The sequence below is a fragment of the Methanobacterium congolense genome (genome assembly GCF_900095295.1).
Lineage (GTDB): Archaea > Methanobacteriota > Methanobacteria > Methanobacteriales > Methanobacteriaceae > Methanobacterium_C > Methanobacterium_C congolense.
In genome coordinates, this window is sequence record NZ_LT607756.1 from 1,941,290 (window position 1) to 1,962,889 (window position 21,600).

Below are 21,600 nucleotides of genomic sequence, written 5' to 3' on the forward strand. Positions count from 1 at the left end.
CATCCTTTAGCATTTTAGTAAATTTAAATCCTTTTTTTTCCTTTTATTTTATTAAGTAATTTATTTTACAAAATTAAATGACAAATTAAATGATTAGATGATAGAAAGTATTTTAGATAAAAACATATGATGGATCTAACAATTAGGCTCTTTCAGGATAAACAACCTTTATTCCATCATCTTCAAGCACCTTGAACATCTCCTTGTGCTCTGTGTGTATAGGATACAGGATTTCAGGTTCTACCTCTCTGATCATCTCAATAAGCTCTGGACCCGATGCATGGCCTGAGACGTGCATTTTGTGCATTGGACAGAGATCGAAGCGTTTCAACCAGTTTTCAACCCTTCGCTCACTGATCATCATCTCATCATCAAATGGCTCTGTCATTGATTTTATGTAAAGTCCGTTTTCTGGTTTTATATCGATTAACTCCTTGAGTTCGAAGTTATCACAACGGAATAGGTACTTCTCGGGTTCATCCCTCATGTCCATGTAGTTTACGGTATTTTCCCACTCCAGGAAGTCCCTTTCCCATTTCTTGTACTGGGAATTCACGTAATCGTGTTCCATCTCAGAGGAGGAAATCCACTGACCATCGAAGCATGCAAAGGAATCCTCACCCAGTAATCCCCAGGCCCTTCGCGGTACGTAAACTGCCACTTCATCTATTTCAGGGTATCCTCTGCCCTTGAAGAGGTTGAGCATGTAGGCCTGTTTGAGGTTCACAACAAGGGTTCTGTCTGCAGCTCGAGCAACGTTGTGAAACGTTAAAAGCCTGTCAAGGTCCCGCACAGGGAAGTTGACAATGACAGGACCCCCGAAGTCAGTTATCAGTTCAGTGGCCCTGTTTTCTATGTCCTGCTCTGTTTCAGTTCTTTCCTCACCCATCCTGGTTCCTTCACACATCATCACGTTGGGATTAGATTTTTTAGCTTCCTTAACAAATTTTTGGGTGATTTCCGGATGTCTTCCATGGAACCTGAGGTCTCCGCTGTAAACTGTCATTCCCCCATCTGATTCAAGTAGATACGCAGCAGCCCCGGGTAGTGAATGGTCAACTGGTGCACTTTTAATCTTGAAATCACCTATTTCAAAGGCTTCGTAGGGTTTAACAGTGTTGATCTCCCTATCAATGAATGCGTCCTTTCCACTGAGCTTCTTGTAGCCTTCACCAGTTTTCTTGGGGACGAAGTGGAAATCTCTCTTCAAATGGAGTATGTCTGCAAATGAAACCGTGCTTGTTTCCTCTAAAACCTTCAGGATCAGGTGGGATTCCTCGCTCATGTAGAGGGGAATGTCCTCACGCAGGTGGTGTATGTAGGCGGAGTGATCCATATGAGCATGGCTCAGGAGAAGTCCGTCAACTGCAGGTTCATCTGAACATTCCATTCCACAGTGCTTAAGGTAATCCTCCCTGTATATTCCTTTTATTTCAGGTAGAAGTCCAAGTTCCATGAAGTCCATGATTCCGTTGGCTTTTCTTGGCTGTAAAAATTCTGAGAAGTACAGTCCTGCCTGGTTGAAGCTCATTCCAAAGTCCAGGAGGAGTGATGTTTGAGCTTCATGAACCAGAATCTTGTTCCCACCGATCTCATCAACTCCGCCGTAAAAATCAATTTTCACCATGATTACACACCGTTACAATCAAAAGCCATCCATTTTATTAGAAGCCATCCACTTTAATTTACAAGTTCATGTTCTTAATAGTGCTTGTGACCTGAACAATATTCTAAATGATAATTTTTCTATTGATTTTATGCACTTTTATCTTTTTTTATTGGTGTTAAAATTAGTGAGAAGAACGCCAACCCTCAGGGACAGCTTATCACTGAAAAAGAATTTTATCCATTAAAAATAGATTTAAATCGTGTGAAATATTTTAAATTAAAAGTAATGTTTTATATCATTTAAAAGATTTAAAAAGGGTTTGAGGGCTTTTGAACTTAATGAATGAAACCTTTGAAGAATGAAACCTTTGAACTTCATTAATTGAAAGTTATCACTTCAAAAACTCTTCAACAAGATTTCGGGTTGCATTAAGGGCGTCCAATGGGAATCCATGCGGCAGCTGGCCTAATTCGCCTTCAACATCCTTCAAAACATTTCCACCCACACCCAGGAACATTCCCTCGCTGGTTATTCCCATAAACCCTGTTGGTGGAAGTAGGGACACTCCAACCCGGTTACCCTCTTTAACAGCTAAATCATTTGTAACAACTGTTAATGCCCTGTCACCAACGTTAACATTGCACACGAGAAGTTTATCTGCCACAGGATGTTTCATGATACTCACAACTTCCCCGGTTTTTATATCTATACCCACCACAGGGTCGTTAACGGGACCCAACAGTAAACGTTTGTCTATGTCGTTTATGGTGTTCAACGCGAATTTCATTTTGGCTATGGATTCCTCGAGTTTCTCCTTCTCATCCTTGTTAACCAGTTTGAAGAATTCATTCTGCCAGCCCTCCCCTCCAAGTGCATCCACTATATCTGCAACCTTTGCCTTCATATCCTTTATTTGGGGGGATTTTGCCAGTTCATCTGGCTCCAGGTAGGAGTAGTAGAGTGTCTGTATCTCGGGTACCATGTCCCTTGCAGAGTTCAGGGATTTTCTTTTGTTCCAGATTCCCTTAAGGTTTGCTCCCTCGGCAGTTCGTATAAAGAGTTCAACTGATTTTTCTGCAACGCGAAGTCTGTAATCTTTACTAGTATCCCACATTCAATCACCGTGTTGATATCAATTAGCATTCATCCATCAAATTAATTCAAGTTTTATTTCCTTTTGTATCATCATTTTATAGAATTAAAATAAAAATTAAAGATCCAAATCCATCCAATTCAGGTTTTGAAGCATTTCACAGTATTCTTGTATAAATAGGGTATGATCTACAATGATTTCCTTTTAAATAAGGATCCATTTAAGAATTTGTTATTTGGAATTGAACTTCAAATTATTAGTAGTTCACCAAGGGATTTAAAACTGTCCCCCATACCATGAAAAAATCTGGCTATTTTTTGAATTTTTTCTGTAAAAAAATTATATTAACCCTTTATTTAATTAATGAGGACTAAAAAACTCTTAAAAACTGAAAAGTGGCATCAAATGTCTTCAATTGAATTCTTCATAAAATCACAGGTTCTATGCCAACATTTAGTTATACCAACATTTAATAGGTTCCAGAATCAATTCCCCAATATCAAAGTAGGTGTGTGAATGAAGAACTATGAGATGATCGATGGTGAAGCATTTGAGGTTGTATCCTGCAGCCCCAGATGTAACCAATGCCTATTCAAACAAAAGGTTGTTGTTACAGAGTTTAAAAGGGTTAGTTTATCCTGTAGACACCCTAGAGGTCCTGGAAACCCTGTGCACTGTATCTACTTCAAACATGTATGATCCATGATCTGCAACTGCTTTTACCGGGTAGATTCAAAACTTCAGCACCATTCATTCTTCACTTCAGATTCTTTTCAGTTTTCCAATGTTTTTTCCAATGTTTTCATTGAAAAATAGGTAGTCCTAACCCCTCCATAGTAAACTTTAAGTACACAGATGTTTTAAATTAATATTCAATAGATATATTCATTGAATTTGGATTAGATTTGAAGAAATACCTTCTTTAATGAAAGACCAAAGCAAAGGGTAGGTGTAAACAATGGTGGAGTTATCAAGCCTGTACAATTTGGATGTGTACACAACACGTGGAAAGTACGTCGGAAGAATCCAGGATGTCATATTGAACATAAAAAAGGGCAGAGTTTCAACCTTAAAAGCTGTGGCAATGAAAGCTGATAAAAAGAACGTTGGCCTTAAAGACGTTATAAAAACCAGTATAAGAATAGTCCCAGAAGATGATGAAATCCGCCCCCTTAGAGAAGAAGGAACAATAGACATATCCTACGATAGGGTTCAGGCAGTTGGTGACATCCTCTTAATAAGTCCTGAGGTACGCGAAACACCAGCAGCCATAACCAAAGAGGAAGTATAAGGAAGAATTTCATGAGGGTAGGGATACTTGGCTGTGGCGCCATAGCTAACATAATCACCAACTACGCAGTTGAGGGAAAGCTTGGCGTTGACCTGAACTTTTTTTACGACAGAGACTTAGAAAGGGCCGAAAACCTGGCATCACAGGTTGATGGAACAGTTGCCCTTAAACTGGAGGACATGTTGGAAAACGTTGACCTTGTTATAGAGGCTGCAGCTCCACAGGCAGTTGGAGAAGTGGTTCCCCATGTACTTGAGGCAGGGGTTAACGTCATCATCATGAGTGTTGGTGCACTCCTGAACAACGAACTCAGGGAAAGGCTTGAAAAAATTGCATCAGAGAACAATGCAAGGATCTACGCACCATCTGGAGCCATTGTAGGACTTGATGGTATCAAAGCAGCTTCAATCGGTAAGATACAGAGCGCATCACTTGTAACACGCAAACCTCCAAAATCCCTTGGAATTGTAACAGATGAAGAACAGGTTCTCTACGAAGGAAAAGCTGGAGAAGCTGTCCAAAAATTTCCAATGAACATAAACGTGGCTGCATCTTTAAGCCTGGCATGTGGAAGGGAAGTGGACGTTAAGATAATAGCAGATCCATCCGTTAACAGGAACATGCACGAAGTTCACGTGGTTGGAGATTTCGGTGAGTTCACAACGATAACTAAGAACATGCGCTGTTCAATGAACCCTAAAACAAGCGTTCTTGCAGCATACTCTGCAATCAAACTCCTGAAAAGTTTGAATGAAAACATACGCGTGGGAACTTGAAACTTTCCCAAATTATAACTTTTCAGAATGATTTAATCCTTTAATTACTCTTTTTAATCCCAGTACCTCAATCAAATTATAATATTTTTTAAAGTTTTGTGGGAATGCTCTACTGTTTTTTTTCATTAAGTAAACTTAATTTTAAATAATTTTAGGGATGTAAATTTAATTATAGAGTTACTACAAACTTTTATACCAACAAGTTAATGAATGAAAATTGAAGTGAATATCACAAAGATCCCCATCATATTAAAAATATCTTAAATAGAGTTGAATCAATGAAAGAATGTGAAATTTTCTCCAACTTAAAGGTTCCCTGCGGCTCCAACATCATTGTGAGACTGGATGGAAGGGGTTTTTCAAAGCTGTCCAGGAGAATTGGATTTAAAAAACCATACGACGTGGATTTTGCCAGAACAATGGTTGAAACCTGCACCACCTTCGCAAGGGAGTTTGCACCATCCTTCGTTTACACCTTTTCAGATGAAATAAACGTTCTGCTCTCGGACATACCCTTTGCTGGACGTGTTGAAAAGCTTGACTCGGTCTTTTCAGGCTTCGTGTCCAGTGCATTCACAACTTCACTCCGTAAGGTGCCCTCATTCCAGGATCACATTGATGGATCTGGACCCCTATCCTTCGACTGTCGAATTATACCAGTTTCCAGGGATATGGTTGCTGATTACTTCAAAAACAGGCAGGATGAAGCATGGAGAAACTGTATCAACGGGTACGCCTATTGGATGCTCAGGGAGGATCACAGCAGGGAGGAGGCTGTTGAACTGCTGCAGATGAAAAAAAGTAAGGATTTACATGACCTGATATTCCAAAGGGGAGTCAACATAGTGGAAGTTCCCACTTGGCAGAGAAGGGGAATTGGAATTTATAAAAAAAGGGTTCAAATTGAAGGTTACAACCCACTATCCCAGGAAAATGTTGTTTCTGAGCGTTTAAAACTCATAGAAGACTGGAATCTACCAATATTTGATGAAGAGTTTTTCAAAGACAATGAAATCCTTTAGTTATTCTAGATTTATTTAGATGTACTTTATATGTATGATGTACTTTAGATCTATAGATTTACTTAATCAAGAAGTTGGATTTGCATCCATAAAACTGGTGAAAACAGATGTTCGGATTTGGAAAGAAAAAAATTGAATACGTACAGATCGACCATGAGCTCCTTGAAGAAATCATGGATATTGCAAAGGAATCTTATCCCAATGAGTTCAGCGCAATGCTCCAGGGAAAAGTGGAGGACAATATTTTGAAGATAGATGGCCTGATCTTTCTACCAGGGGCTGCCTCTGAAAGTGGGGCTGTAATGGAGATATTCATGATGCCCATGCTGTCAGATGCAGTTGGTTCTGTGCACAGCCATCCCGGATACGATGCCAGTCCCTCAACTGCAGATCTCCAGTTCTTCTCAAAACAGGGCTCATTCCATATTATAATAGCTCAACCCTATGATCTCGACAGTATCAGGGCTTACGATACCTTTGGTGAGCCTGCAGAATTTGAAGTTGTTTAAAGAATGAATCAGGGTAATGATTTAAAAATGGTTTAAAGCAGTAAATGGGTCCATTTTAAAGATAATTATTTTTAATAATAATATTATAAAATTTATAAACCAATTTAAAGAATCATGACAAAAAATTCCTTTTAAAATACTTTAAAATTATAAAATTTTAATTATAAAACTTCAAATTATACATAAATGTTAATTCTATTTTTAAAAAATAAATAAAATGTTAATATTCAAGTAAGGCTCTTTTTGAAGCAGCATTATCCTTTGAATAAATAAAATCTTTGAATATGAACAAATTTTAAATAAAGAAAATAGGAAGTAAATAAAAGGTTTTATTTAGCTATAAATCATCACTTTTCTATTTATAACTAAATATTAGTCTGGAACCCTGAAAACTTAAAGATCCACTGCAACAGCATCGTAGACATTTTCAAGCTTTTTAAGCTCTTCTATCACGTTGGCTGGAACGTTCTGGTCAACACGCAGAACCATCACAGCCTCTCCACCTAGTTCTTTGCGACCAACCTGCATTTTGGCTATGTTTATACCATGTTCTCCAAGTTTTGTGCCTATTGAACCGATTATTCCAGGTATGTCCCTGTAGGTAACGATAAGCATGGTTCCCTCGGTTTCAACATCCACTGTGTAACCGTTTATCATGACTATCTTTGGTTCACCAACGAAAATTCCCTCAATGCTCATCTGGGAGCCATCTGATTTAACATCAACTTTTATGAGGTTTTTGTAGCCCTTTGCCTCGCATCTTTTGGCTTCAGTTATGACTATACCCCTGTTCTCAGCAACTGCAGCTGCATTCACCATGTTCACAGGTTCCGTGAGTATAGGGTTTAGAACTTCCTTGATTATCATCCGGGTTAGAATATCCTTTTTCTGGAATTCTGCAAGTTCTCCACAGTAGGTTATATTGATCTCGCTGATGTTACCCTTGGCTGTTTGTATCATGAATTTTCCAAGTTTCTCTGTGAGTTTGAAGTACGGTTTTATAACTTGAAAGGTTTCAGGGTCAAGCACAGGCATGTTAAGAACGTTCTTAGGAGATTCGCCTTTTAAAACCTTTTTAACCTCATTTGCAACGATTATTGCTGCGTCTCGCTGTGCCTCTGCTGTTGAAGCTGCTATGTGTGGTGTGAGTACAACGTTGTCGAGTTCGAAGAGTGGACTGTTTTCTGGTGGTTCTGTTTCATAAACATCAAGACCTGCACCCCTTAGCTGACCTGTTTTCAGTGCTTCGTAGAGATCTTCCTCCTTGATGATTCCTCCCCTTGCACAGTTGACTATGAATGCGTTTTCCTTCATCAACTCGAACTGAGGTTTTGCAATGAGGTGTTTTGTTTCAGGGGTCAATGGTACGTGTATGGTCATAACATCAGCGTTTTTAAGGAGTGTTTCAAGATCAACAACAGTTACTCCAAGTTTTGATGCTACTTCCTCTGTTATGTATGGGTCGTATACGATCGTGTCCATTCCAAATGCCTTGAGACGGGTTACAACCTGGCTTCCTATCCTTCCCATTCCAATAACACCCAATGTTTTGCCGTTGAGCTCCAGTCCCATGAATTTCTTCTTCTCCCACTTGGCATCCTTAACTGATTTGTCTGCAATGGCTATCTTCCTTGCAAGTGAGAGTATTATTCCTATGGTGTGCTCTGCAACTGTTACTGATGTTGATTCAGGTGCGTTTACAACCATTATTCCCCTTTCGGTTGCTGCTGGAACATCCACGTTGTCAACACCCACCCCTGCACGGGCTATGATCTTGAGTTTGTCTGCAGCAGCTATAACATCTGCTGTTAACTTGGTTCTGCTCCTGATTATTATGGCGTCAAAATCTTTTATAACATTTAAAAGCTCTTCCTTTGTGATTGAAGTGTTTACAACAACTTCTGCCACATCCTTGAGCTCATCTATTCCTTTTTCGTTTATTTGATCAGCGATAAGTACTTTCATGTTATCCATCTTTTCAGCTCCAAATCTCATTTTGTTGTATCCAATTGAAATTGAAATTTTCTATATTATAATTAATTAGATTGAAGTGGTTTAAAATTTGTTGTTAACTGATTTGTAATGAAGGTTTTAATGAAGGTTTTAAAAAGCAACAGTTATGACTGGTGTGGATAGCCTTACATGAACTTGAAGAATAACACACATGCAAAACTGTAAAAAAGGGGTCAATGAATTTAATGAAAAAAATTAATACAATGATCAACAAAAAAATTGTGAATATAAAAGTTAACAAACTAAATGGAGATATGAGGTGTTAGTATGGTTTCAATGGATGAATTCATAATTGTGAGCTCAAACTACATTCCAGGATACGAGATTCTTGAAACAAAGGGCTTTGTTTACGGACTTACAGTGAGAAGTAGGGGCGTTGGTGGACAGGTAGGTGCAGGAATCCGTTCTATGTTCGGTGGAGAGATAAAAGAGTACGTGCAAATGATGGAACAGTCAAGAAACGAAGCCATTGAAAGGATGATTCAGCACGCTGAACAGATGGGCGCAAATGCTGTTATAAGCACACGTTATGATTCAAACGACGTTGCAAATGTTATGCAGGAGATACTTGCCTACGGAACTGCTGTGGTTGCACAGAAAGTGGAATGAAGTACCAGTTTCGTGACAAAACTAGAATTAAAAATAGTTTTTAAAAGTAGTTCATATAAAAATAGTTTAGAATTCTATAAAGGACATTTTTATAAGAATTAACAATATTCTATTTTTTTATACTACAAAATCATTCAACAACGATATAATCAATAAAAAGGTCTTATAAATGTTTGAAGGAACCATCAACATCAAAGGAAAAGATATTCCAAGAACACTCCTTGGAACAGCCCCATTCACAGGAATTGAAGCTGCACAGTTCGGCCACAGGGCCATGTTATATCAGCTTGATTTTCCTGAAGATCCAGAGAGAATCGCAGGTATAATCAGAAAATCCTATGAAATAGGGGTGAGGGGAATTCAGCTCATTCCAAAACCATGGACAGTTGAAGCCGTTAAAATGGCAGCTGAAACTGGCTGTAAAATGGATATCATAGGTACCGTGCGTCCGGAAGATCCTTCAGGGGATGTTGCCACCCTGTCTGAACTAGGTGCATCAGCAATGATACTGCACCCTGCAACAGTTGATAAAATGGATTTTCAGGCTGTTGAAGAACAACTGCAGTTAATTAAAGATGAAGGAGCAGTTTCTGGAGTTTCAACTGGTTTTCCATTCCAGATCACTGCAATGCTCATTGATTCTTCCCTGCAGGATCTATTCGACATCTACATGATCCCCCTGAACAAACTGGGTTACATAATGGACTCTGAGGGTTACGGACCTGAAGACCGTCTAAAACTCGAGGCCCTGATCAAAAAGCTTGGTAAAAGAGTTATTGCAAATAAAACCCTTGCTGCAGGAATACTGCAACCATCTGAAGCCTTCGATTACATTAAAACTGTTGATTACGTGGACATGGTCAGTGTTGGTATCGCATCCGTTGCCGAGGCAGAGGAAACCTTCAGGATCATTGCATCCAAATAATTTATTAAAAATGGAATCAGCAACAGAATATGCAGCAAACTTCAATTTTTTATTTTAAAAATTTATTTTAAAAAAATTAATGTACGCTGAAAGTTTAAAAAAAGTTTAAAGCAAAAAAAAGAATCTGAAGGATTAACTGCACTCTTTACGTTCACGTACAACCCTTAAAAATTCTTTTGAGGTTTCCATTTCTTCCATTTCCCAACTGTGGACAACTGGAATTCCCTCTATACATGTGAGCTTCTTTTTACCTTCCATTATGAAAACTGCATCTGTACCTGTTACCCCTGAAAGATCCTTGACGTTCACTGCCATCTTTTTCAAGACGTTCTGGTTCCTGTTCTTTTCCAGGTTGGTTATCAATGGGGCCTGATTCTTCCGGATGTCACGTAGAATTTCTTCTTCAGGTTTTGCAAGGGCATCAAATGGTGTTCTGCTTGTTGGTATCACACCGAAGCCAAGGTCAACCAGTTTTCTTGGTTCGCTTTCAGTTTCAGCTTTTTTGGAATGCGTTGCTTCTGGTTCTGGAACCTTGAAAAGATCAACTGAAAGGGTTATCCTCATGTTGAGAATGCTCTCAAGTATCATTGCAGTTTCTGGAAATGCCCGCACCATGCCATGCTCGTACTTGTAGATGGTTTCCCTCGATACATGGGCAAGATCAGCCAGATCCTTCAATGAAAGGTCTTTATGTTCCCTTGCCTCTTTTATCACATTTCCATCCATTCTAACGAAGTACCCGCCACGGTCAGCGAATATCTCAGGATATATATCCTCGATGACCATACTTCTAAGGGTTTCAAGGGCAATTACAGGGATCCCATGCCTCTCATAAACAACATCTTCCTCTAATAATTCATTTTTTGATTTAAGCCCAACTATGAGTGGTGATGCCATAAAAATGCTTGATAACTTTTTTATTTCCTCTGCCTGTTCTCCTGTGAATCCGTCAACGTTAATGAGGACCTTCATAAGGAGAAGTAGGAACTCCTTTCTTGCAACCATATCGAAGCAGCTCCTATCATATATATTAGACGTTTCAAAACCATGATTTGATAGAAGCTCGTTTATCTGAACCAGGATATGATCTCTTTGAGCTGGGACGTTACCACGCATTTGGGATCACCTCTTTAAATTTTTTTTAATATGAGTTTTAATAAGAGTTTTTTTTTAATATGAAATTTTAACATAAGATTTTTAATATATTAATATAAGATTTGATTTTAATATAGAATTTGAATTAAATTAAATATACATGAATTATGTATATAGATAAATCTGAGTTGTATATAAATGAATTTGAACTTTTTATGAATTAGTTTTTATGAATTAATTTATATTAATCTGAATCAATTTGTGTACTAATTTGAATTGTACGAATTAATGAGGGTATGAATTATTTTGTGAATCAATAAATGTGTGAATTTATTTGTGAATCAATTTATTATAAGAACTGGAACATGTTGAATTCCTTATGAATTAATGGATGATATTATGAATGATGTATCTTTGAACGATGTACTGTACGTTGGTATCGATGACACTGATTCCCAGGAGGGAATGTGCACTACTTATATAACTTGTGTAATAATCCGTGAACTTAAAGATTGTGGTTTTAAAATCCAGGACTATCCCCGCCTGATACGGCTTAACCCATTTGCACGCTTCAAAACCCGTGGAAACGGTGCTTTAACCTTTAAATTACTGGTTGATTCAAATGAAGACGTTGAAAAAGCTAAAAAAATCATTTTAAAGGAAGTTGAAACCCTTTCAGAACTTGAGGAGGAGCGGACAAACCCCGGAGTTGTGTTCTACAGTGGAAGGATCACCCCAGAAATGGAAACCTACTCAATCAGAACCATACAGAATATAGTGAGTATAGAAGAAGCAGAAGAACTTGCAAACAGTATAGGTGCAGAGTTCTTCAAATTCAAGAAGGGGAGGGGTATAATTGGTGCACTTGCAGCCATAGGATGCCCCCTTCCAGATCACACCTACGAATGTCTGGCCTACAGGACCCCTGAAAACCGTGGAACTGAAAGGAGAATAGACCATGAATCTGTCAGGGAGATGAACAGACAGACATACCCTGAAACCTTTGACAACGTTGATGATGGTTACACTGCAATAGAACCACACACACCATGCCCGGTTTTATATGGAATAAGGGGTGAAAGCCCTGAAGCCGTGAGGAAGGCCCATGATATCGTTGAGGTTAATGAAGCCATTGAAAGTTACTGCATCTTCAAAAGCAACCAGCACACAGATATGCACCTCCAATGCATCGATAAGATCAGTGAAATGGAACAGTTCAAGTGCTACATCTTCGAGGCAGAGGTATCCCAGAATCCCCATGTGATCGAGGGAGGTCATATCATATTCACCGCGGCTGATGGTTCTGGAGAGATTGAATGTGCTGCCTACGAACCAACCAAAACTTTCAGAGATGTTGTAAGGAAGCTGGCCCAGGGTGACAAACTTCGAATTTATGGAGGAATAGGTGAGAAAGGAACCCTGAACGTTGAGAAGTTCGAGATACTGGAGCTTGCACCCACCTACAAAACCCTGAACCCCCTCTGCAAATGCGGGAAGCGTATGAAGTCGGCAGGTGCAGGTAAAGGATACAAGTGCCCAAAGTGTGGTGAAAAACTTCGTGAAGCTGAAAAAGAGAAGATACCCGTTCCAAGGGATATTGAAAAGGGTTTTTATGAGGTTCCACCGTCTGCAAGGAGGCATTTGAGCAAGCCCATCGTTAGAATGGGTGAGAAGAAGAATTTAAAGTAAGGAATATCTGTTATTGAAAACACAATAATGTGAGGGGTTATTTGGAACCATAATAACAATTAATCCTTTAACTCTATTTTTACATTATACACAAAGTAATCTAGCACTGAATGCCTCCAATGCAACCAAGGAATAATACCAAGAATAGTATTAAATACAATTTCCAGGCGATTATTCTACTTTTTAACAGCAGTTCTATTTTTGCAGAAGCTTGGGGATTAGGCACTATTCCACTCCCAACTGATAATTACAACGCAACTATAATAACCTCTTTTTTCATGATTATAGCTGTAATATTCTGTTTAGCCATGATTTTTAAAGTAGTTAGTCCAAATAATCCTCGAAACTTCTTAGATCCACTATTATAAGCTGATTTAAATCTGCGTATTAGGTACCTATTTATTTAATAAAATAATAAATGCCTTTATGCCTTACCTTGTTTGTGATAGTTGTGGGGGTTATTATGAGCTCCAGCCTGGGGAGTCTCCTGAGGATTTCAGTGATAAGTGTGAGTGTGGTGGGCATTTAAGTTACGTTCAGGACTTGGATGAAGCTGATGGCTCAAATGAAGTTTGTCCTAATTGTGGAGGTGTGATCCGTGATAAGGATGAAGTTTGTCCTGGTTGTGGTTTTGAATTAAAGGAATCACCTTTAACAGAAAATCAGCTTATTTTTGGATTTTTATGGTATTTACCTCAAATAGGTATTTTTATGATAGGATTTATTGCAGTGACGTATATGTTAGGGATCGTAATTGTTCATAGTTTTAACTCCCAACCGATAACAGATTTTTATTCATATCTTCAGACTCTACTAATTACGCTTATTTTCCCTATTATTCTTTTAGTGGTAATTATTGCACTTATAAGAAGATTTAAAAGTAGATATTTGGGATTGTATGAAAAAAAGAATTTGAATTGGGTTGCAATTGTTGTTGCATTCCTAATTGCAATTGTAATAGGTATGTTTTATGGAAGATATTTACCTAATAATGTAAGTCTTATAGGGCCGTTAGTTGGTGGATTTATTGCAGGTTGCATAGTTGGCAAGAGTTACATTAACGGACTTGTAAATGGAGGAATTCCAGCAGGTATAGCAGGATTCGTAGGCGTTCCGTTAGTTACGTTGTTATTTAAGAGTGAAATGCATACTTTTAATAATAGCTCACCTGAAATGGCTTTACTCCTTTTATCAGTGGGAGCAATAGCATATTTCGTAGTTTTTTTCCTAATTGGCTCAATTGGTGGAATACTCGGCGCAGGAATAAGAAAAAAGGTCAACCGTTAAAAAAAAGTTAATTAAAAAATTCTAAAAGACTTTGATGATGATAAGAGAAAGATTGGACTGGCATACTCAAATTAATTCAATTTTTTTAATCATTATACCATCTTTACAATAATTTGATCCATCAACAAGTTTATTGTTGATCAAACCAGTTCATAGATCAATGATTGCAGAGAAACTTTCAGAACTCACAGTCCAGACCAGCTACAGCAAAATCCCTGACGAAGCCGTTGAAAAGGCAAAGCTGTGCTTTTTAGACTTTTTAGGTGTTGCACTCAGGGGATCACAGGGAAAAAGCAGCAAAAAGGTTAGGAACATCTTACCCCCCGGTGAAGAGTCCAGCATCCTCGGGGCAGGGAAGTCCACTCCAATGGATGCAAGCCTTGCAAATGGGGTTGCAGCCCATTCAATGGACCTTGACGACGGCCACAGAATTGCACAGCTCCACCCTGGTTGCTGTATCATACCAGCTGCACTGGCCCTATGTGAATCCAAAAAAAAGGATGGAAAAGATTTAATAACTTCAATAGTGGCAGGTTACAGCACTGCAGTAACCATGGGGATACTTGCAAATCCAGGACATAGAAATAAAGGTTTTCACAGCACAGGAACCTGCGGAACCTTTGGAGCTGCAGCTGCAGCATCCCTGGCAATGGACCTGGATTTAAATGAAACTGTGAATGCCCTTGGACTTGCAGGTACCCAGGCAGCAGGTCTCCTGGAATCTGACCATGCAGGAACCATGGGAAAACACCTACATGCAGGCAAAGCAGCACAATCTGGAGTTCTCTCTGCACTGCTTGCAAGGGAAGGTTTCACAGGAGCAGAATCCATAGTGGAGGGGAACGAAGGATTTTTAAATGCAACAACCTATGATTATGAAACAGCACTGAAAAATGCATCAAAGGATGATTTCAAGGAACTCCGGACTAAACCACACATCCTAAATGTTTACTTCAAGAAGTACCCTGTCTGCAGACATCTTCATTCTTCTATAGATGCAGTTATGGAGATTTTAAGTGAAATTAAAAATGAAACTAGTTCAAATCATAAAATACGGAATGAAATCCTAAACATAAGAGTTAAAACCTATAAAATCGCTGCAGAACACAATAATTACCATCCAAACACTCCTGAAGCTCTGAAGCAGAGTCTTCCCATGAGCATTGCACTGGCTGTTAATGATTCTTTAGATCTTGAAAATCTTGATTCAAATGCATTCAAAGAACTTGAACTGAATGAAATAGCCAAGAGAGTTGAAATCGTATTTGATCCAGAATTGGATGATCTTTACCCATCCATGAGACCATCTGAAGTTACGATGAACCTTAAAAATGGGGAAAAATACGTTAAAAGGGTCGATCTACCCCTAGGAGAACCTGAAAACCCCCTTAATAAAAAGGATATTATTGAAAAGTTTCAGAAGCTCAACCCTAAATTTGATGTTGATGTTTTAGGGGTTGTTGATGAGATGGAATCCTTTAAAATCTGTGATTTGATAGAAATCATCAATGAAGAATTTAAATCATATATTAAATGAAATGATAAAGGAGATATAACAAATATAATTACAGTAACATGTTTTATACATTATTAAATAATTTATATGCCCTTAAATACGATTAAAACACGATCAAAATCTTAAAAAATTAAGTGATAATGTTTCAATTACCAAAAAGTGATTTTATGGATACAAAGGATTTTTTAAGTAAAATCGGAATAAATGATGCTGTCGAAAGCTTCGAATCACCTAAAAGATTTCCTGATGGTGCTCAGTACAGGTTTGAAGTTCCTGGAATTCAAAAACCAGAAGCCATGACTTCCTTGCTGGACGCTGCAGACAATTACGGCGTTAAAATTCACAGGGTGACACAGACCAAGGGTATAATGCTTCTCACAGACCCGGAAATCGAGGAAATGGTAGAAATTGCAAAGGCTGCTAAGGTGGAACTGTTTCTGAGCGTTGGACCCCGTGCAACCTACGATACAAGTGCATCTGCCAACACGTCAGAGGGTGCAAGGATCGGTTACAGGCTCAGGGGCTACAAAAACCTGTTCTATGCTGTGGAAGATGTGAAACGTGCTATATCCCTTGGTGTCAGGGGAATAGTTGTCTACGATGAGGGTCTGCTTTGGGTACTAAGTAAGATGCGTGGAGCAGGAGAACTGCCTGAAAAAGTCCATTTCAAGGTTTCAGCCCACTGCGGCCATGGAAACCCTGCATCAGCAAAGCTCCTCCAGGAACTGGGTGCGGATTCATTCAACCCTGTTCGTGACCTGCAGATACCAATGATGGCAGCTATACGCAGGGCAATTGATATCTCCCTTGATCTTCACATGGAAAATCCAAAATCCTCGGGAGGTTTCATAAGACACTACGAGGCCCCTGAAATAATAAAGGCTGCAGCACCAGTTTACCTTAAAACTGGTGGGGCCGTTGCAGCTCACCATGGCTGGGACACAACCCAGAAGCAGGCTGGAGAACGTGCAAGACAGGTTCTTCTTGTTCAAAACATGATAAACCGCTACTATCCAGATGCCAAGATTTCAGAGAAGGGTAGAAAAGATATGTCAATTCCTGAAGTTTAAATTCAGGATATTGAAATCTGTTCTTATAGTTTTTGGTGATTATTTTTAATAATTAACAATGCCTTTTAGGTACTTTCAGGAATTTATGTCTGAGATCTAAATACTTCCAGAGATCTAAAAATTATAAAATTCAAATCACATAATAGATATAGACAAGTTTAAACCTGAAACTAAAAATCAATTGAATGTACAAATGGACGTATTTTAAATGGAAATAACTGAAATGATCAAAGATGCCGTTTTAGAGGCCAGCACAACCTTCCGAACGGATCAGATCCATGCCTACAGGAGGGCCCTGGATCTCGAGGTGAATGAAAATGCCAAATGGGTTCTGGAGCTTCTTCTTGAAAATGCTGAGATCGCTCATAAGGAAAAAATGCCCCTCTGCGATGACACTGGCATCCCACACATTTACATGGAAGTTGATGAGGATACCGCAATTCCAGCAGGTTTTTTCAAGGAGATCAAGGAGGGTGTGGCCCGGGGTTTGAGGGAACTTCCAGCCAGACCCATGGCAGTACGTGGAGATTCCATTGAGAAGATTGAACAAAGCCAGGGGCTTTACAATGATCCTGGAATGCTTGTCCCACCCTCATTCTTTATTGACACCATTTCAGAGGATCTTTCTCAGTATGGAGCATCAGGAAATGAGCTTAAAGATGGTGTTAAGGTTCATGTGCTCATGCTCGGTGGGGGTCCTGAGATCCGGGCACACACTTATAAAGTTTTCCACAAGAGGGATCATAGAAAAGTATTTGGGGACGTTAAAACATGGTTGAGATCAGAGATTCCCATGATGGGCTGCACTCCATGCATTCCCACTGTAGGTATTGGGAGAACTCATTTTGAAGCTTCGTCCTTGATGCTGAAGGCAATGGCATATGGGGACCTTAACCAACAATCAGAACTAGAAAATGACATAACTGAATTTCTTAACAGTTCAAACACAGGTGCTCTGGGTATTGGTGGCTCTGTAACTGCTCTTGGATCCTTCATCAATGTAGGGCCTCAAAGGGCCAGTGGTGTCAGAATCCTTTGCACCAGACCATGCTGTTGTGTTGAACCCCGAAGATCATCTGTTTACATATCTTCCGAATCTCTGGATGGATTTTAGGGAAATGGATTGAGTTTTCCAAATACTAGATGATCAACATATTTTTCTCAAGAGATTCAATTTATAAATAAATAGGATGAAATCCTGAGAAAAATCCTTTGAATGAATCTATGAAATACCTCCAGATTCTGAAGTAATTAATGAAGTGATTAAAAATGGCAACTGAAAGAGAAACCATGGAAAAAATTCTTGGATTTGACAACGTGAAATGGAGAACCTCCATAACCAAAGTTGAGCCAAACAGGATCACCACCAGAGGATATTCACAGGAAGACCTTATAGGAAAGATCTCATTTCCTGAAATGGTTTACCTTCTGATAAAGGGAGATATGCCCTCTGAGAAGGAGTCGAAGATGCTTGAAGCTATTCTTGTATCCTTCTGCGATCATGGAGTAACACCTCCAAGTACACAGGTTGCCAGGTTGATGGCCTCTGCAGGTTCTCCACTGAATTCATGTGTTTCAGGAGGAATTCTTGCCTTTGGAAAACATCATGCAGGAGCACTGGAACTTTCAATGAGGCTGCTCCAGGAAACTATCTGTGAAAGATTCTCAGATGAAAGTTTCTCAGATTTCACAGGTGAAGTACCTTCCAGTATTAAAAACAGGATCAACACACTTGCAGAGGTTATAGTTGATAAATTCACTGCAAAGAACCAGAAAATACCTGGATTTGGTCACAGGTATCACACCGAAGATCCCAGGGCAAGGAAACTTTTGGAACTTGCAGAGGATTATGGTTTCTCAGGTCCCCATACCCAACTTGCCCTTTCCATTGAAGAAGTGCTCTATGAAACTAAGGGGCTTCGTATGAACATCGATGGTGCAAATGCAGGGATACTTTCAGATATGGGCTTTGATTGGAAGCTTGGAACAGGTATGTTTGTAATTGGAAGGCTTCCAGCAATGGTGGCCCATGTTCATGAAGAGCAGACAAATGAATCTCCATTTAGAAAGCTTTTTGAGACAAATGAAATACAGTACCATGGTGCTGAGGAGAGTGAAAATGTAATATTGAATAAAATTGTAAATAAAGGCTAAAAATTGAATTAAAACCCCTTGATAGATGTGTTGAATACATATTTTGAGAATTAAATAGTAAAAGATATATATAATACATAATAGACTTTGGCATATCATGGTGATTTAAATGACAACAATATCAGAAGCTATTACGACCATTAAAAAGGCGGAAAATGATGCTGATTCATTGATTGCAGATGCAAAACAAAAATCAGCAGATCTGATCGAAGAGTCTCATTCTAAAGCTGAAGAAGCCGTGGAAAAAGCTAAAAAAGAAGCTGAAGAAAAATCTGAAGCCATTATCTTTGAAGCTGAGACAAAAGCTCAGAAAGAAGCCTACAAAATATCAAACGAAACTGATGAAAAAATAGAAGTAACAAAGAAGAAGGCTACAGATATGGTGGATGAAGCCGTAACTGTGATAGTTAAAAGTGTTTTATAGTGTGAGTACAATGTTCAAGCCGGCAAGAATGCAGAAGCTCAAGATAATAACTTTGGATAAGTACGCTGATTCTGCAGTTAATTCCCTTCACGAAGAGGGGATCGTACAGATCCATGATATCTCAGAGCGAATCCAAACCGACGCAGAATGGAAGCAGATACTCAAACCTTCAAAGGTAAATCCTCACACTGGAAAAGTCTCTTCTCTTCTCATGAAAACTTCTGGAATGGTTGATTTCCTTGAATCCGTTGAAAAACGTGAAGGTGGTATAAAAAATACCATCATGGGGTTCATCAATCCGAAGACAATTGAGAAACGAGAAGTGGAAGCCATAAGTGTGGATGAACTGGTTAACAAGGCAGAATCAACAATTGCAGAAGTTGAATCAAAGACCAAAGCCCTTGAGGAAAACTTGAGCAAACTGGACTCTGAAAAGAGCAAACTTGAAGATGCTTCCAAAGTTGCGGAAGAATTAAAAGATTTTGATGTTGATCTCATTGATTTAAAGGGATCCGAATATACTGCAGTTATAACTGGTAAAATAGAAGTTTCTAACCTTGAAAAATTCAAGGAAGAATCCAGTGCAGTTACAGATGAATACCTTGTTTTTGAAACTGATTCTGTTTCTAAAGAAAAGTCTAAAGAAGTTTCAAAGAATATTATTATCATAACATTAGCACAGTATGGTGAAGAGTTAACAGGACTCCTGAGAAAACTGGAATTTGATAAATTCGAGGTTTCAGGAATTTCTGGAAAACCAGAAGAGTTCATAAGAAACACTGATACAAGAATTCAGGCCATAGAAAGTGAAAAACAAACTATTTTCAACGAACTTGCTGTTGTTGCAGACGAATGGAAGGGAGACCTCCTCGTTTTAAGGGAACAGCTTGAAGTTGAAAAGGAAAGAGATGAAATATTCTCCTCATTTGGAGAAACCAAAAACACCATGATGTTCGAAGCCTGGGTTCCAGTGAAGAAGATGAAAAAATCTCTTGAAATCCTTGAAACATCCACTGAAGGACATTCAGTTGTTGAAGTTTCAGACCCTGAAGAGAACGATGAAGTTCCTTCCAAGCTTGATAATCCTCGTTTTGCAAAGCCATACGAGATGATGGTGGAGATGTACTCCCCTACAAATTACAAGGAATTTGATCCAACCATCTTAATGGCCATCGTGTTTCCATTCTTCTTTGGTTACTGTCTAACCGATGCAGGTTATGGTATAATTGATGCATTAATAGGATATATCCTTTACAGGGGACTTGGAAAGACCAACAAAGCCATGCATGACATGGGGCTCATACTCGTTGCATGTGGTGTGTGGGCATTCATCCTTGGAATGGTTACCAACGGTTTCATAGGAGATTTAATACCCAGATTCTTCATGGGAAGCACAAGTGCAGCACTTCCAACTGTTATAGGATCTGTAAACGCATTTGTACACCCTGAGAACATCCTCTACATAGCCCTGACCATAGGTATCCTTCACATAAACCTGGGTCTTTTGATAGGCGCCTACAACAACATAAAGGAAAAGAAAATTGGAGAAGCACTCGGTTCACAGATCGATTGGATCATACTTGAGTTAGCCATCGTTCTTTACGTTGTAACAGGATCAAGTATAGTTGGAGGAGTTGTGGCAATCATAGGTGTTGGATTACTTGTTTACTACAACGGTGTCATGGGAATTATGGATATACTGAGCTTCCTCGGTACAGTTCTATCATATTCCAGGCTTTTAGCACTCTGTCTTTCAACAGGTGGAATAGCTATGACCGTTAACATATTAACACAGTTATCAGCTCAGATGATACCCTACGTTGGTTTAATACTGGCACCAATAATATTCATTGGAGGACACCTGTTCAACATGTCTTTCCAGAGTCTTGGTGCATTTATACATTCATTACGTTTACATTATGTTGAATTTTTCAGTCAATTCTATGAGGGCGGAAGTCCAAAATTCGAGGCCTTCAAAGCTGAGAGAAAATTTACGAAAATTAGGAGGTAAAATAAATGGCAGTAGAATTAACATTAGGTACAGCATTAGCAGCAATAGGAGCAGGAGTCGCAGTAGGATTTGCGGCATTAGGATCAGGTATAGGACAAGGTATAGCATCAGCAGGTGCAGTAGGTGCAGTAGCTGAAGATAAAGGTATGTTTGCACAGGGTATCGTTTTCACAGCTATACCAGAGACACAAGCTATATACGGTTTCTTAATAGCTATACTAATTCTGGTGTTCTCAGGACTCATGGGGGGACACACACTTGACATGCTCACAGGACTTGTAGCAATAGGTTCAGGTGCAGCAGTAGGATTTGCAGGTTTAGGATCCGGTATGGGTCAGGGTATAGCTTCATCAGCATCCGTTGGTGCAGTTGTTGAAGACAGAGGTATGTTTGCACAGGGTATCGTTTTCAGTGCTATACCAGAGACACAGGCTATATACGGTTTCCTTATAGCTATACTGTTACTTGTGTTCGGCGGAATTCTCGGAGCATAAGCATTAGGCTTAA

At 39.1% G+C, this 21,600-nt stretch carries 20 protein-coding genes; 16 read left to right on the forward strand and 4 right to left on the reverse strand.

Features of this window, described 5'->3' with window-relative positions; genetic code table 11:
* Positions 1-142: 142 nt before the first annotated feature.
* Together MCBB_RS09255 and MCBB_RS09260 are read right to left on the reverse strand one after the other, a co-directional pair.
* Positions 143-1,627 (reverse strand): MBL fold metallo-hydrolase, encoded by a 1,485-nt coding sequence (locus tag MCBB_RS09255; protein ID WP_071907492.1) that lies wholly within the window; start codon positions 1,625-1,627, stop codon positions 143-145.
* 373 nt (positions 1,628-2,000) lie between these two features.
* Positions 2,001-2,723, reverse strand: a complete 723-nt coding sequence (locus MCBB_RS09260) for a tRNA-binding protein (RefSeq protein WP_071907493.1) — start codon at positions 2,721-2,723, stop codon at positions 2,001-2,003.
* A 495-nt stretch (positions 2,724-3,218) separates the two neighbouring features.
* Here MCBB_RS09260 and MCBB_RS09265 point away from each other — a divergent pair, with 495 nt between their 5' ends.
* From MCBB_RS09265 to MCBB_RS09285, 5 genes are all read left to right on the forward strand, one after another.
* Complete coding sequence (locus MCBB_RS09265) at positions 3,219-3,401, forward strand: hypothetical protein (protein ID WP_071907494.1); 183 nt, start codon at positions 3,219-3,221, stop codon at positions 3,399-3,401.
* A 259-nt stretch (positions 3,402-3,660) separates the two neighbouring features.
* Entirely contained in the window at positions 3,661-3,993 is a 333-nt protein-coding gene (locus MCBB_RS09270; RefSeq protein ID WP_071907495.1) for a PRC-barrel domain-containing protein, read from the forward strand.
* A gap of 11 nt (positions 3,994-4,004) precedes the next feature.
* Positions 4,005-4,769, forward strand: coding sequence for an aspartate dehydrogenase (locus tag MCBB_RS09275; protein ID WP_071907496.1), 765 nt, complete (start codon positions 4,005-4,007; stop codon positions 4,767-4,769).
* 278 nt (positions 4,770-5,047) lie between these two features.
* Positions 5,048-5,791 (forward strand): tRNA(His) guanylyltransferase Thg1 family protein, encoded by a 744-nt coding sequence (locus MCBB_RS09280; protein ID WP_071907497.1) that lies wholly within the window; start codon positions 5,048-5,050, stop codon positions 5,789-5,791.
* Between the two features lie 107 nt (positions 5,792-5,898).
* A complete protein-coding gene (locus tag MCBB_RS09285) occupies positions 5,899-6,300 on the forward strand; it encodes a Mov34/MPN/PAD-1 family protein (protein WP_071907498.1) in 402 nt (133 codons plus the stop codon).
* A gap of 393 nt (positions 6,301-6,693) precedes the next feature.
* Here the strand turns inward: MCBB_RS09285 and serA are convergent, their stop codons facing one another.
* Positions 6,694-8,265 carry a phosphoglycerate dehydrogenase gene (gene serA, locus MCBB_RS09290; protein WP_071908066.1) on the reverse strand — a complete coding sequence of 524 codons (1,572 nt, stop codon included), beginning with the start codon at positions 8,263-8,265 and terminating at the stop codon, positions 6,694-6,696.
* 315 nt (positions 8,266-8,580) lie between these two features.
* Between serA and MCBB_RS09295 the strand changes: the two genes are divergently transcribed.
* Together MCBB_RS09295 and MCBB_RS09300 are read left to right on the forward strand one after the other, a co-directional pair.
* The gene (locus tag MCBB_RS09295) at positions 8,581-8,922 is read left to right on the forward strand and encodes a heavy metal-binding domain-containing protein (protein WP_071907499.1); all 342 of its coding nucleotides are present in this window, start codon (positions 8,581-8,583) and stop codon (positions 8,920-8,922) included.
* 169 nt (positions 8,923-9,091) lie between these two features.
* Positions 9,092-9,847, forward strand: coding sequence for an aldo-keto reductase family protein (locus tag MCBB_RS09300; protein ID WP_071907500.1), 756 nt, complete (start codon positions 9,092-9,094; stop codon positions 9,845-9,847).
* A gap of 132 nt (positions 9,848-9,979) precedes the next feature.
* Here MCBB_RS09300 and MCBB_RS09305 read toward each other — a convergent pair whose 3' ends face one another.
* Positions 9,980-10,963 (reverse strand): transcriptional regulator, encoded by a 984-nt coding sequence (locus MCBB_RS09305; RefSeq protein ID WP_071907501.1) that lies wholly within the window; start codon positions 10,961-10,963, stop codon positions 9,980-9,982.
* 378 nt (positions 10,964-11,341) lie between these two features.
* Between MCBB_RS09305 and MCBB_RS09310 the strand changes: the two genes are divergently transcribed.
* The 9 genes from MCBB_RS09310 to MCBB_RS09350 all read left to right on the forward strand — a co-directional run bounded on the left by MCBB_RS09310 (position 11,342) and on the right by MCBB_RS09350 (position 21,587).
* Positions 11,342-12,631 (forward strand): tRNA(Ile)(2)-agmatinylcytidine synthase, encoded by a 1,290-nt coding sequence (locus MCBB_RS09310; protein WP_071907502.1) that lies wholly within the window; start codon positions 11,342-11,344, stop codon positions 12,629-12,631.
* 426 nt (positions 12,632-13,057) lie between these two features.
* The gene (locus MCBB_RS12150) at positions 13,058-13,918 is read left to right on the forward strand and encodes a DUF5518 domain-containing protein (protein WP_171899123.1); all 861 of its coding nucleotides are present in this window, start codon (positions 13,058-13,060) and stop codon (positions 13,916-13,918) included.
* Between the two features lie 160 nt (positions 13,919-14,078).
* Positions 14,079-15,455 carry an MmgE/PrpD family protein gene (locus tag MCBB_RS09320; protein WP_071907503.1) on the forward strand — a complete coding sequence of 459 codons (1,377 nt, stop codon included), beginning with the start codon at positions 14,079-14,081 and terminating at the stop codon, positions 15,453-15,455.
* 146 nt (positions 15,456-15,601) lie between these two features.
* Positions 15,602-16,504, forward strand: coding sequence for a peptidase (locus tag MCBB_RS09325; protein ID WP_071907504.1), 903 nt, complete (start codon positions 15,602-15,604; stop codon positions 16,502-16,504).
* A gap of 208 nt (positions 16,505-16,712) precedes the next feature.
* The gene (locus MCBB_RS09330; protein WP_071907505.1) at positions 16,713-17,618 is read left to right on the forward strand and encodes a fumarate hydratase; all 906 of its coding nucleotides are present in this window, start codon (positions 16,713-16,715) and stop codon (positions 17,616-17,618) included.
* A 155-nt stretch (positions 17,619-17,773) separates the two neighbouring features.
* Positions 17,774-18,658, forward strand: a complete 885-nt coding sequence (locus tag MCBB_RS09335) for a citryl-CoA lyase (protein ID WP_071907506.1) — start codon at positions 17,774-17,776, stop codon at positions 18,656-18,658.
* Between the two features lie 109 nt (positions 18,659-18,767).
* Positions 18,768-19,082, forward strand: a complete 315-nt coding sequence (ahaH, locus tag MCBB_RS09340) for an ATP synthase archaeal subunit H (RefSeq protein WP_071907507.1) — start codon at positions 18,768-18,770, stop codon at positions 19,080-19,082.
* Positions 19,083-19,092: 10 nt separating this feature from the next.
* Positions 19,093-21,093 carry a V-type ATP synthase subunit I gene (locus MCBB_RS09345; protein WP_071907508.1) on the forward strand — a complete coding sequence of 667 codons (2,001 nt, stop codon included), beginning with the start codon at positions 19,093-19,095 and terminating at the stop codon, positions 21,091-21,093.
* A 5-nt stretch (positions 21,094-21,098) separates the two neighbouring features.
* Positions 21,099-21,587 carry a V-type ATP synthase subunit K gene (locus MCBB_RS09350; RefSeq protein WP_071907509.1) on the forward strand — a complete coding sequence of 163 codons (489 nt, stop codon included), beginning with the start codon at positions 21,099-21,101 and terminating at the stop codon, positions 21,585-21,587.
* The last annotated feature ends 13 nt before the right edge of the window (positions 21,588-21,600 follow it).